The 12,837-nt window shown below is 62.3% G+C and carries 12 protein-coding genes; 11 read left to right on the top strand and 1 reads right to left on the bottom strand.

What is annotated here, in order from left to right; translation table 11 throughout:
• Window positions 1-31: 31 nt before the first annotated feature.
• Window positions 32-1,387, bottom strand: coding sequence for an amidase (locus ISS20_RS01970; protein WP_291433184.1), 1,356 nt, complete (start codon window positions 1,385-1,387; stop codon window positions 32-34).
• A 187-nt stretch (window positions 1,388-1,574) separates the two neighbouring features.
• Here ISS20_RS01970 and rpsB point away from each other — a divergent pair, with 187 nt between their 5' ends.
• The 11 genes from rpsB to lpxD all read left to right on the top strand — a co-directional run bounded on the left by rpsB (window position 1,575) and on the right by lpxD (window position 12,833).
• A complete protein-coding gene (gene rpsB, locus ISS20_RS01965) occupies window positions 1,575-2,327 on the top strand; it encodes a 30S ribosomal protein S2 (RefSeq protein WP_291433182.1) in 753 nt (250 codons plus the stop codon).
• Window positions 2,328-2,433: 106 nt separating this feature from the next.
• Window positions 2,434-3,360 carry a translation elongation factor Ts gene (tsf, locus tag ISS20_RS01960; protein WP_291433180.1) on the top strand — a complete coding sequence of 309 codons (927 nt, stop codon included), beginning with the start codon at window positions 2,434-2,436 and terminating at the stop codon, window positions 3,358-3,360.
• A gap of 59 nt (window positions 3,361-3,419) precedes the next feature.
• Window positions 3,420-4,142 carry a UMP kinase gene (pyrH, locus tag ISS20_RS01955; protein WP_008906712.1) on the top strand — a complete coding sequence of 241 codons (723 nt, stop codon included), beginning with the start codon at window positions 3,420-3,422 and terminating at the stop codon, window positions 4,140-4,142.
• A gap of 49 nt (window positions 4,143-4,191) precedes the next feature.
• Window positions 4,192-4,752: a ribosome recycling factor gene (gene frr / locus ISS20_RS01950; protein WP_291433178.1), complete on the top strand. Its 561-nt coding sequence runs from the start codon at window positions 4,192-4,194 to the stop codon at window positions 4,750-4,752.
• Window positions 4,753-4,775: 23 nt separating this feature from the next.
• Entirely contained in the window at window positions 4,776-5,507 is a 732-nt protein-coding gene (gene uppS, locus ISS20_RS01945) for a polyprenyl diphosphate synthase (protein WP_291433176.1), read from the top strand.
• A gap of 27 nt (window positions 5,508-5,534) precedes the next feature.
• Window positions 5,535-6,389, top strand: a complete 855-nt coding sequence (locus tag ISS20_RS01940) for a phosphatidate cytidylyltransferase (RefSeq protein ID WP_291433174.1) — start codon at window positions 5,535-5,537, stop codon at window positions 6,387-6,389.
• Entirely contained in the window at window positions 6,389-7,567 is a 1,179-nt protein-coding gene (gene ispC / locus ISS20_RS01935; RefSeq protein ID WP_291433232.1) for a 1-deoxy-D-xylulose-5-phosphate reductoisomerase, read from the top strand. The genes ISS20_RS01940 and ispC overlap by 1 nt, the downstream gene beginning before the upstream one ends.
• A 29-nt stretch (window positions 7,568-7,596) precedes the next feature.
• The gene (gene rseP / locus ISS20_RS01930; protein ID WP_291433172.1) at window positions 7,597-8,961 is read left to right on the top strand and encodes an RIP metalloprotease RseP; all 1,365 of its coding nucleotides are present in this window, start codon (window positions 7,597-7,599) and stop codon (window positions 8,959-8,961) included.
• A 45-nt stretch (window positions 8,962-9,006) separates the two neighbouring features.
• On the top strand, window positions 9,007-11,304 hold the full coding sequence (gene bamA, locus ISS20_RS01925) for an outer membrane protein assembly factor BamA (protein ID WP_291433170.1): 2,298 nt from the start codon (window positions 9,007-9,009) through the stop codon (window positions 11,302-11,304).
• Window positions 11,304-11,825 carry an OmpH family outer membrane protein gene (locus ISS20_RS01920; RefSeq protein ID WP_056067203.1) on the top strand — a complete coding sequence of 174 codons (522 nt, stop codon included), beginning with the start codon at window positions 11,304-11,306 and terminating at the stop codon, window positions 11,823-11,825. The genes bamA and ISS20_RS01920 overlap by 1 nt, the downstream gene beginning before the upstream one ends.
• A 24-nt stretch (window positions 11,826-11,849) precedes the next feature.
• Window positions 11,850-12,833: a UDP-3-O-(3-hydroxymyristoyl)glucosamine N-acyltransferase gene (lpxD, locus tag ISS20_RS01915; RefSeq protein WP_291433166.1), complete on the top strand. Its 984-nt coding sequence runs from the start codon at window positions 11,850-11,852 to the stop codon at window positions 12,831-12,833.
• Window positions 12,834-12,837 lie beyond the last annotated feature (4 nt).

Below are 12,837 nucleotides of genomic sequence, written 5' to 3'. Positions count from 1 at the left end.
GTAGCGCTAGTGAATCATGCGCTGGTAGCTATTATTTTTGTAGTGTTTGCTCGATCTGCAGACTGATGTTGAGCACCGTGTCATCCCTGAGCGCCCCGTGCCAGACCATCAGCCCGACCGGGAGTTCCCCTTGCACGTGGCAGGGCAGTGACAGCGCACAGCCGTCCAGCAGATTGACCACGCTGGTGTTGCGCAGCAGCAGGTTGTTCATGCGGAAGAACTCGGCATCGCGGGCGGCGTCCTTCGCCTTGTCCGCGCCATTTGCAGGGGCAACATCGGCCAGCAGTGGCGCCAGGATGGGCACGGTGGGGGACAGCAGGGCGTCGTACGGCTCCATGTCCGCGAGCATGCGGGCGATCCATTGCTGGCGTGCCTGCAGCAGGTCGATGTATTCCCAGGCCATCAGCGTGGCGCCTTTTTCGATGCGCATGCGCACCCGGGGGTCGTAGCGGTCGCCTGCGCGCTGCAGCAGCTCGCGGTGCCAGGCGTAGGCTTCGGGGGCGGCAAAGCCGTAGGCTGGCTGCTCCAGCACGGCGGGCAGGGCGATGGTGTCGATCTGGGCACCCGCCTGGCGCAAGGCTTCCACGCTGCGCTCAAAGGCGCGCGCCACGGGGGCGTCCAGCCCGTCGAGGAAGAGAGTGGACGGTACCGCCAGCCGGTACTGGGACAGCGGCGCCAGGCTGCGTGTCACGCGCCGGGCGGCCAGCACCTCGTGCGCCACGATGGCGTCGCGCACGGTGCGCGTCATGGCGCAGGCGGTGTCCAGGGTGGTGGACAGCGGCACGGCGCCGGCGGTAGGCACCAGCCGGGCCGTGTTCTTGAAGCCCACGATGCCGTTGAGCGCTGCAGGAATACGGATGGAGCCACCGGTGTCCGATCCCAGCCCGATGAAAGCCGCGCCGGTGGCCACCGATACCCCGGCGCCGGACGAAGACCCGCCGGGCACGCGGGGCGCGCGGGGCAGGGCGCCAAAGCGGGCATCCCAGGCAGCAGGCGTGCCGTAGTGGGGGTTGACGCCGACGCCAGAGAACGCGAACTCCACCATGTTGGTGCGGCCGATCAGGCTGGCACCTGCTGCGCGCAGCCGGGCCACAGCCGGGCAGTCCGCCGCCGCACCGGGAGCCTCTGCCAGCGCGGTGGAGCCCGCCGGGGTGGGTTGGCCGGCCACGTCAAACAAGTCCTTCACCGACACCGCCAGCCCGGCCAGGGGCAACTGGGCCACGCCCGGCTGCACCGCCGTGGTGCGTGCCTCGTCAAACAGCGTGCGCAAAAAGCTGTGGGTGTTGGATGCGGCCTGGGCGGCGTCGATGCAGCGCTCCAGCTCGGCGGGCGCGGTGGTGGCGCCGTCCCGCAGTTGCTCACGGGTGGCGATCAGGTCAGGGAGCATGGGTGTGCTAGAATCTTTGGGTTTTGCTGGGAGCAGTAGCGCAGTGGTGCAAGGTTTGCACAACCAGCGTGGCCGCTGTGGCAAGACCAATCGCAAAGCAGCCCTGTCAAGGTGTTGCGGTGTTCGTGAGGATCACGGCACTGCAAATATTGGGGCTGATTTTAGACCTAACCTTTGGAGTATTTTTATGTCCGTTACCATGCGCGAAATGCTGGAAGCTGGTGTCCACTTCGGTCACCAAACCCGCTTCTGGAACCCCAAGATGGCCCCCTACATCTTCGGCCATCGCAACAAGATTCACATCATCAACCTGGAAAAGTCGCTGCCACTGTTCCAGGAAGCCCAAAAGTTCGCCAAGCAACTGGCTGCCAACCGCGGCACGATCCTGATGGTCGGCACGAAGCGCCAAGCCCGTGAAATCCTGTCTACCGAAGCCCTGCGCGCTGGTGTGCCTTTCGTGGACCAGCGCTGGCTGGGCGGCATGCTGACGAACTTCAAGACCGTGAAGACCTCGATCAAGCGCCTTAAGGACATGAAGGCTCAGCAAGAAGCTGGCCTCGAGAACCTGAGCAAGAAAGAGCAACTGACGTTCTCCCGCGAAATCGAAAAGCTCGAAAAGGACATCGGCGGCATCCAGGACATGGCTGCTCTGCCTGACGCCATCTTCATCATCGACGTGGGTTTCCACAAGATCGCCGTGGCCGAAGCCAAGAAGCTGGGCATCCCGCTGATCGGTGTGGTTGATACCAACCACTCGCCCGAAGGTATCGACTACGTGATCCCTGGTAACGACGACTCGGCCAAGGCCGTGACGCTGTACGCCCGTGGCATCGCTGACGCGATCATCGAAGGCCGTGCCAACGCCGTGAACGAAGTCGTGAAGGCTGCTACCGCCGAGAGCACCGACGAATTCGTGGAAGTGCAAGAAGCCGCTGCCTGATAGCCCGGCTGCGCGATCCGTCGCGAACAAAAGCGGGGCCCCTGGTGAGCCCCCTTTTTTTTAGCCCGAATCTGAACTGACTGAACTGAACACTGAAGGAACAAAGATGGCTGCAATTACCGCAAGCATGGTTGCTGAACTGCGTGGCAAGACCGACGCTCCGATGATGGAATGCAAGAAGGCGCTGACGGAAGCCGACGGCGACATGGCCAAGGCTGAAGAGCTGCTGCGCGTCAAGCTGGGCACCAAGGCTGGCAAGGCTGCATCGCGTATCACGGCCGAAGGCGTGGTCGCCAGCTACATCGACGGCACCACCGGTGCCCTGGTCGAAGTCAACAGCGAAACCGACTTCGTTTCTAAGAACGACAGCTTCATCGCCATGGCCAACGCCGCTGCCAAGCTGGTGGCCGAGCACAACCCCGCCACCGTCGAAGCCTTGGGCGCGCTGCCCTACAGCCAAGACAGCTTCGGCCCCACGCTCGAAGATGTGCGCAAGGGCCTGATCGGCAAGATCGGCGAGAACATGTCGTTCCGCCGCTTCAAGCGCTTCAGCGGCTCCAACCTGGCAGCCTACCTGCACGGCTCGCGCATCGGTGTGGTCGTCGAGTTCGATGGTGACGCCACCGCCGCCAAGGACGTTGCCATGCACGTGGCCGCCATGAAGCCCGTGGCCCTGACCAGCGCCGACGTGCCCGCCGAACTGATCGCCAAGGAGCGCTCGGTGGCCGAAGGCAAGGCTGATGAAGCCAACAAGGAACTGGTGGCTGCTGGCAAGCCCGCACAAAGCCCCGAAATCACGGCCAAGCGCATTGACGGCGCTGTGCAGAAGTACCTCAAGGAAGTCTCGCTGGCCGACCAGGTCTTCGTGAAGGCTGCCGACGGCAAACAGACCGTGGCCCAGATGCTCAAGGCTGCCAACACCAACGTGAAGGGTTTCACGCTGTACGTGGTGGGCGAAGGCATCGAGAAGAAGGTGGACGACTTCGCTGCTGAAGTGGCCGCCCAGGTGGCTGCTGCCAAGGCTGCTGCCTGATCGTTCCCTGCAATAACCACCCCACCCAAGCCTCGCATCACTTACCGGAGAAATTTCCTATGTCCAACGCTGCACCAGCCCACAAGCGCATTTTGCTCAAGCTGTCTGGTGAGGCGCTGATGGGAGATGACGCCTTCGGTATCAACCGCGCCACCATCGTGCGCATGGTCGAGGAGATCGCCGAAGTGACCCGCCTGGGTGTCCAGGTGGCCGTGGTGATCGGTGGGGGTAACATTTTCCGTGGTGTCGCGGGCGGCTCGGTTGGTATGGACCGTGCCACTGCCGACTACATGGGCATGCTGGCTACCGTGATGAATGCCCTGGCCCTGGCAGATGCCATGGACAAGCAGGGCCTGGTGGCCCGCGTGATGTCCGCCATTGCCATCGAGCAGGTGGTCGAGCCCTATGTGCGCCCCAAGGCGCTGCAGTATCTTGAAGAGGGAAAGGTCGTGGTCTTCGCGGCCGGTACGGGCAATCCGTTTTTCACCACCGACACAGCAGCCGCCCTGCGTGGCGCTGAAATTGGCGCCGAGCTGGTGCTCAAGGCCACGAAGGTGGACGGCGTTTATACTGCCGACCCCCAGAAGGATCCCACGGCGACGCGCTACACCAAGCTCAGCTTTGACGAGGCCATGTCCCGCAATCTGGGCATCATGGACGCGACTGCCTTCGCCCTGTGCCGTGACCAGAAGCTGCCCGTGAAGGTGTTCTCCATCATCAAACACGGTGCCTTGAAGCGCGTGGTGATGGGCGAAGACGAAGGTACGCTGGTTTACGCTTGATCACGATGGAAAGGCCTGCATTGCATGCAGGTCGGCCCGAGGAGAAAACATGACGATTGCCGACATCAAGAAGACTGCTGAAACCAAGATGGACCAGTCCATCACCGCGTTCAAGAACAACCTGCAGAAGATTCGCACCGGTCGTGCCAATCCGGCCCTGCTCGATACGGTGCAGGTCGAGTATTACGGCTCCCTGGTTCCGCTGAGCCAGGTGGCCAACGTGGCGCTGATCGATTCGCGCACCATCAGCGTGCAACCCTGGGAAAAGGGCATGGGTGCCAAGATTGAAAAAGCCATCCGCGAAAGCGACCTGGGCTTGAACCCGGCTTCCATGGGCGACCTGATCCGCGTGCCCATGCCCCCCATGAGCGAAGAGCGACGCAAGGAAATGACCAAGCTCGCGCGCAACGAAGGCGAAAGCGCCAAGATTGCCGTGCGCAACCTGCGCCGCGATGCCAACGAATCCGTCAAGAAACTGGTCAAGGACAAACTGGCGTCCGAAGATGACCAGAAGCGCGCCGAAACTGAAGTGCAAAAGTTCACCGACAAGCACATCGCCGAGATCGACGCGCTGGTGACAGCCAAAGAGCAGGAAATCATGGCGGTTTGAGCCCCAAGGGCTTGAACATTCCCATGTCTGTATCTACGGTGGTGCCACACCACATTGCCATCGTCATGGATGGCAACGGCCGCTGGGCTACGCGCCGATTTTTACCGCGCCTGGCAGGCCACAAGCAAGGGGTTGACTCACTGCGCCGCTGCGCGCGCGCTTGCGTACAGCGCGGCGTGCGTGTGCTCACGGTGTTTGCGTTTTCATCCGAAAACTGGAATCGTCCCGCAGATGAGGTCTCCGGCCTCATGGAGCTGCTGGCGATGGCGCTGGCGCGCGAGGTGCCCCAGCTCAAGAAGGACGGCGTGCGTCTTCATTTTGTGGGCGAACGTGGCAGCCTTTCGCCCAAGGTGCGAGACGGCCTGGGTCAGGCAGAAGCCGCCACGGCGGACAACACCCGCCTGGTGCTCAACGTGTGCTTCAACTACGGAGGCCGCTGGGACATCGCGCAGGCGGCTGCATCGCTGGCTGCCCGTGGCGAGCCCATCACCGAGGCCAGTCTGCACAATGCGATGGGATTGGCCCACGTGCCCGACCCCGATCTCGTGATCCGCACCGGGGGAGAAATGCGGATCAGCAACTTTTTGCTCTGGCAATCGGCATACTCCGAGTTCTTCTTCAGCGACCGGCTGTGGCCCGATTTCGATGAGTCCGCCCTGGACGAGGCCATCGACGCCTTCAGCCGCCGCGAGCGCCGTTTTGGCAAAACCTCTGAACAGATTCTGTCCGCGCATCCTGATCCGATGCCGGGTTGAGAACCTGAACAGGTTCTGAAAGCCCTCATGCTTCAACAGCGCGTCATCACAGCCCTTGTTCTGCTGGCCATCTTGTTGCCCGCGCTTTTCTACGCCAACACCATACCGTTCACGCTGGTCGTGCTGGTTCTGATGGCTGCCGGGGCTTGGGAATGGGGGCGTCTGAGCGGCTTCGGCCAAGCGGGTTCCGTGGCGGTGGGTGTGGCCTGTGTGGCCTTGTGCGCCGGGTCGTGGGCGCTGGGCTGGGTCGATCGCCCGTTGACTGCCCTGTGGGTGGTGGGCGGCGGGCTGTGGGTCCTGGCGGCTGCCTGGCTGCTCAAGGCCGGGGTGCCCGGCTGGCCCCGCATACCGGCCGGTTTGCGCCTGGTCGCTGGGGTGTTGGCCTTGTGGTTGGCATGGCTGGCGGTAGTGCAGGCACGCAATGTGGGCATCAATTTTCTGTTGTCGGTGCTGCTGCTGGTGTGGGTGGCGGACATCTTTGCCTACTTTGCGGGCCGTGCGTTGGGACTGCGGTTTACCAAAGGCAAGCTCGCACCCTCGATCAGCCCCGGCAAGAGTTGGGAGGGTGTGTGGGGTGGCTTGGCAGGGGTGATGGTGATGGCCTTTGTCTGGGTGGCGGCCGATGCCCACTGGCAGGCGGCAGTGCCCAGTTTCTACACCCGCATGGCACAACAGGGCTGGTGGATGCTGGTGATTGCGGCGTTGTTCATGGTCGCCATGAGCGTGTCGGGTGACCTGGTGGAGTCGCTCATCAAGCGCAGCGCTGGTGTCAAGGACAGCAGTGGCCTGCTGCCCGGACACGGCGGCGTGCTGGACCGCGTGGATGCCTTGCTGCCCACACTGCCCCTGGCCATGATGCTCACGAGCCTGACGACCCCATGATGAAACAACGACTCACCGTTCTCGGCTCTACCGGCTCCATTGGGACCAGCACGCTGGATGTGGTGGCACGCCACCCCGAGCGCTTCGAGGTGTTTGCCCTCAGCGCTGCGACGCAAGTGGACCTGCTGCTGGAGCAATGCGCGCAGTTTCGCCCTCGCTACGCAGTGATGGCCAGCGCATCCCATGCGGCGCTGCTGGCGGAAAAATTACAGGCTAACAGCCTCCCGACGCAAGTGATACAAGCGCAAGATGCTCTTGAAATCATAGCGGCCCATGATGAGGTTGACGCCGTAATGGCTGCTATCGTGGGGGCCGCCGGTCTGGCTCCGTGCCTGGCTGCGGCGCGCGCAGGCAAACGATTGCTGTTGGCCAACAAGGAAGCACTGGTCGTGGGTGGCGGGCTGTTCATGCAGACCGTGCGCGACGGTGGTGCCACACTGCTACCCATCGACAGCGAACACTCTGCGATCTTCCAGTGCTTGCCAGAAGACCCTGCCACCTGGTCTGACCGGGTGGACAGCATCCTGCTCACTGCCTCGGGCGGCCCGTTCCGTCAGCGGGATCCGTCCACGTTGGCGCAAATCACCCCTGACCAGGCCTGCGCACACCCCAACTTCTCGATGGGACGCAAGATTTCAGTGGATTCGGCCACGATGATGAACAAGGCCCTGGAGGTCATCGAGGCGCGCTGGCTATTTGATCTGCACCCGGACCAGATCAAGGTGGTCATCCACCCGCAGCAGATCATCCATTCGATGGTTCAGTTCAGGGACGCCTCCATCCTGGCGCAGCTGGGTACCCCCGACATGCGAGTGCCCATTGCCTGTGGCCTGGCCTGGCCCGAGCGCATCACCAGCGGTGCCAGCAAACTGGATTTCTCCACCCTGAGCGCCCTGGCGTTCGAGGACGCGGACGCCATTCGTTTTCCGGGTTTGCACCTGTCCTGGCAGGCCCTGAAGGCGGCGGAGGGAACCACGGCGGTACTGAATGCTGCCAATGAGGTGGCTGTGGGCGCTTTTTTGTCCGGTCGGCTGCGTTTTGACCATATTCATGCGGTCAACCTTGCAACTTTGGACGCAGTTTCGCCCTCCAAGCCCGATTCGCTCGCCGCATTGCTGGATCTGGACACCCAGGCTCGCCATGCGGCAGAACATGTGGCGGGCCGTCTGGCTGCCTGACTGTCGTCCAACTCAGGAACCATCCTTCCATGCTGCTCACTATCGCTGCCTTCATCGTGGCCCTCGGTCTTCTGATCGCGGTGCACGAATACGGGCACTACCGCGTGGCGGTGGCCTGTGGGGTCAAGGTATTGAGGTTCTCTGTGGGTTTTGGCAAGCCATTGCTGCGCTGGCAGCCCCAGGGCTCTCCCACGGAGTTTGTGCTGGGAGCCTTCCCTTTGGGGGGCTATGTGCGCATGCTGGACGAGCGCGAGGCACCCGTGCCTGCACTAGAGCGTCATCTGGCCTTCAACACCCAACCCCTGCGCTCGCGTGCCGCCATCGTCGCTGCTGGGCCCATTGCCAATCTGTTGCTCGCAGTGCTGCTGTATTCGGTGGTGAACTGGAATGGCGTTGAAGAGCCCCGGGCCATTCTTGCGAGTCCTGCGGCGGGCTCGGTAGCACACAGTGCCGGTTTGCGTGGTGGCGAACTGGTGGAGCGCGCCGCATTGGGCGCCGAAGAACTGGAGCCGGTTCGCTCGTTTGAAGACCTGCGCTGGCTGCTAACCCGGGGTGCGCTGGAGGGGCTGAACGTACGTCTCGATGTGCAGTCCGCCCATGGCGTGGGCCACCGCGAGGTCGTGCTCGACATGTCCCGGATCGACAGCCGCGAGGCTGATGCCCAGCTGTTTCGCAAGGTTGGCATCCTCGGCCCCTGGACCCGTCCCGTGCTGGGCGAGGTCATGACACAAAGTGCGGCCGAGCGTTCTGGTCTGCGCCAAGGTGATGTGGTGCTCAAGGTGGGGCAGATCGATGTGGTGGACGGGCAGCAACTGCGCGAGTTGATCCGGCAGTCGGTGCGCGGTAACGAACCATTGGCGCAGCCATGGCGCATTGAGCGCGGTGGTCAGGTGATCACGCTGGATGTGTTGCCCGACGCCGTGACTGAGCCCGGCAATACGGTGGGGCGCATTGGCGCTTATGTGGGGGCCACGCCGGAGTTTGTCACGGTGGACTACGGGCTAGTCGATGGCCTGTGGGGCGGCGTGGTGAAGACCTGGGATGTGTCGCTGCTGACCCTGCGCATGATGGGCCGTATGGTGATCGGCGAGGCGTCGCTCAAGAACCTGAGTGGCCCCTTGACCATTGCCGACTATGCAGGCCGCTCCGCCAGCATGGGGCTGACTCAGTACCTTATCTTTCTCGCCCTCATCAGTGTGAGCCTGGGAGTGCTGAACCTGCTTCCGTTGCCTGTCTTGGACGGTGGGCACCTGATGTATTATCTTTGGGAGGGTGTCACGGGCAGGGGCGTGTCGGACGCATGGATGGAGCGACTGCAGCGTGGAGGCGTTGCGATTCTGCTGGTCATGATGTCCATAGCCCTGTTCAACGATATCACCCGGCTCTTTGGCTAACACTTTTGCTGCGCTTGCCCTGCAACTGCGGCTCCTGCTTCATTCATGAAAAAACACATCAATCGCCTGGGCGTGCGTACCGCATCGGCCGTTGCAGCCATGATTTTTGCCGCCAATGCGGCATGGGCTCTGGAGCCATTCAAGGTGCAGGACATTCGCGTGGAAGGCTTGCAGCGTGTGGAGCCCGGTACCGTGTTTGCGTCCATGCCCCTGCGGGTGGGTGACGACTACAACGACGAAAAAGGTGCAGCTGCGATCCGTGCCCTGTTCGGCCTGGGGCTTTTCAAGGACGTGCGCCTGGAAGCCAGTGGCAACGTGCTGGTGGTGGTGGTGGAAGAGCGCCCCACGGTGGCTGATGTGGACTTTGCTGGTGCCCGGGAGTTCGACAAGGATGCCCTCAAAAAAGCCATGCGCGAGGTGGGTCTGACGGAAGGGCGCCCTTACGACAAGGCGCTCACCGACCGTGCCGAGCAGGAGCTCAAGCGTCAGTACATCAACAAGAGCCTGTATGGCGCCGAGGTGGTGACCACGGTGACGCCCATTGAGCGCAATCGCGTGAACCTGACTTTCACGGTGACCGAAGGTGAGCCTGCGCGCATCAAGGAAGTGCGCATCGTGGGCAACAAGGCGTTCAACGAATCGACGCTCAAGGGTCTGTTCGACCAGGATACGGGGGGCTGGCTGAGCTGGTACACCAAGTCCGATCGCTATTCGCGCACCAAGCTCAATGCCGACCTTGAAACCCTGCGCTCGTATTACCTGCAGCGCGGCTACCTGGAGTTCCGTGTGGATTCCACGCAGGTCGCCATCTCTCCGGACAAGCAGGACATTTCCATCACCGTCAATGTGACTGAAGGCGAGCGGTATGTGGTGTCGGGCGTGAAGCTCGAGGGCAACTATCTGGACCGCGACGACGAGTTCAAGTCGCTGGTGACCATCCGCCCCGGTGAGCCCTACAACGCTGACCAGGTGACTGAAACCACCAAGGCGTTTTCCGAATACTTCGCCCGTTTTGGATTTGCATTTGCCCGCGTGGAGGCTGTGCCCGAAATTGACCGCGAGAACAACCGTGTCAATTTCGTGCTGCAGGCCGAACCAGCGCGCCGCGCCTACGTGCGCCGTATCAACGTGAGCGGCAACAACCGCACGCGCGACGAAGTCATTCGCCGAGAGTTCCGCCAGTACGAGGCCTCCTGGTATGACGGCGACAAGATCCGTCTGTCCCGCGACCGCGTGGATCGTCTGGGCTTCTTCACAGAAGTGAACGTGGAGACACAGGAAGTGCCAGGTTCGCCCGACCAGGTCGATCTGGTGATCAACGTGGCAGAAAAGCCCACCGGTTCGTTGCAACTGGGCGTGGGTTTTTCAAGCGCTGAGAAGGCGTCGCTCTCCTTTGGCATCAAGCAGGAGAACATCTTTGGCTCAGGCAACTACCTGGGCATCGACGTCAACACCAGCAAGTACCGGCGCACCCTGGTATTCAGCACGACCAATCCGTATTTCACGCCCGAAGGCATCTCGCGCACGCTCGATGTGTACTACCGCACCGACAAGCCTTATGAGGACCAGGGCGGTAACTACCAACTGGTCACCACGGGGACCTCCGTGCGCTTTGGGGTGCCTTTCAGCGAGACCGACACGGTGTTCTTTGGCGGCGGGTTGGAGCAAACCCGCATCAAGCCCGGGACGAACATTCCGGCCACTTACCTGTTCTATGCCGACAAGTTCGGCTACAGCAGCACGTCGATTCCCTTGACGGTGGGCTGGTCCCGTGACGACCGGGACAGCGCTCTGGCACCCAATTCCGGTCGTTACCAGCGCCTCAATTCCGAATGGTCCGTAGCGGGCGATGCGCGCTATGTGCGGGCCAATTACCAGTATCAGCAATACATCCCCCTCAACAAGCGCTTCACCATTGCATTCAATGGCGAGGCGGGCTATGGCAAGGGATTGAACGGCCGTCCATTCCCTGTGTTCAAGAACTTCTACTCCGGTGGCCTTGGTTCGGTGCGTGGTTTCGACCAGGGTACCCTGGGCCCGCGTGATGTGACCGGGGCATCGTTGGGCGGTCCCAAGAAGATCACGCTGAACACCGAGTTGATTGCTCCGTTCCCGGGCGCTGGCAATGACCGGACCCTGCGGATCTTCACGTTCCTGGACGTGGGGAATGTGTACGGCGAGAACGACAAAGTTACCTTCAGTGACATGCGTGCCTCCGTGGGCCTGGGTCTGAGCTGGATTTCGCCGCTCGGCCCCTTGCGTTTGGCATTTGCGCAGCCAGTGCGCAAGTTTGCCGGCGATAGAATCCAGAAACTGCAATTCCAGATTGGAACGTCTTTCTAATGAAATCCTTTTCTCGCCATCTCTCCGTGGCCTTGCTGCTTGGCACCGTTGCCATCGCAGCCCCTGCACAAGCGCAAGAGTTCAAAGCCGGTTTCGTCAACACTGATCGCATCTTCCGTGAAGCCACCACAGCCAAGGCTGCGCAGGCCAAGCTGGAGCAGGAGTTCTCCCGTCGTGAGAAGGAGCTGGTGGATCTGGGCAATACCCTGAAGACTGCCAGCGACAAGTTTGAGCGTGAAGCACCCACCATGGCGGAGAGCCAGCGCACCGCGCGCCAGCGCCAGCTGGTGGATCAGGACCGTGACTTCCAGCGCAAGCGCCGTGAATTCCAGGAAGACCTCAGTGCTCGCAAGAACGAAGAGCTGTCGCAAGTGCTGGAACGTGCCAACAAGGTGGTCAAGCAGGTTGCCGAGGCCGAGAAGTACGATGTGATCTTGCAAGAGGCCGTCTACATCAACCCCAAGCACGACATCACCGACAAGGTGATCAAGGCCCTGAATGCCGCTGCTGCTGCCAAGTAAGCCGCTGCGCAGGACAGGTGGCGCGTGAGCAGCTTGCTTCTCGGGCACATTGTTGATGCGCTCGGTGGTTCGCTGGAAGGAGGGGGGCGGGAAACCGCCATCGCCCGCATTGCGCCACTGGAGGTCGCGGGCCCAGGAGACCTCAGTTTCCTGAGCAACCCCCGCTACCAACAGCAACTGGCCGCCTCCCGGGCGGCCTGTGTCATTGTGGCGCCTACCATGCGCGACGCCGCACTGGCGCGTGGTGCCTGCATTGTGGTTGACAACCCCTACGTGTACTTCGCCCGGGCCACCCAGTTGTGGCGGCAGCGCAATGCGCCCGCGCGGCCATCCGGCGTGCATCCCAGTGCAGTGGTTGATCCCTCGGCACAGGTGCACCCTTCGGCCACCATTGGTCCGTTGTGCGTGGTCGAGCGGGGTGCCACGGTGGGCGCCGATACCGTGCTCAAGTCGCGTGTCACCGTGGGTGAGGGCTGTCATATCGGCGCGCGTTGCATCGTGCATCCGGGCGTGGTGATTGGGGCCGACGGTTTCGGTTTTGCGCCGGAAAACGGGCAGTGGGTCAAGATCGAGCAACTGGGTGCCGTGCGCATTGGAGATGACGTCGAGATTGGCGCCAACACCTGCATCGACCGGGGTGCGCTGCAGGACACGGTGGTCGAAGATGGCGTGAAGCTCGACAACCTGATCCAGATTGGCCACAACGTGCGGATCGGCAAACACTCGGCCATGGCTGGGTGCGTGGGTGTGGCGGGCAGTGCCACCATCGGGGCGCATTGCACTGTGGGCGGCGGGGCCATCGTGTTGGGGCATCTGGAGCTGGCCGATAACGTGCATATTTCGGCCGCCACGGTGGTGACGCGCTCGCTGACCCGGCCCGGCCAGTACACCGGCATGTTCCCCATCGACGACAATGCGCGCTGGGAAAAAAACGCTGCCACACTCAAACAATTGCACAGCCTGCGCGAGCGTATCAAGGCGCTGGAGCAGGCCCTCAAGGCAGCATGAACGG

Source organism: Acidovorax sp. (genome assembly GCF_016783915.1).
Lineage (GTDB): Bacteria > Pseudomonadota > Gammaproteobacteria > Burkholderiales > Burkholderiaceae_C > Acidovorax.
Note: the sequence above shows the minus strand (reverse complement) of the source record. Positions and strands in the feature narration are given on the sequence as shown.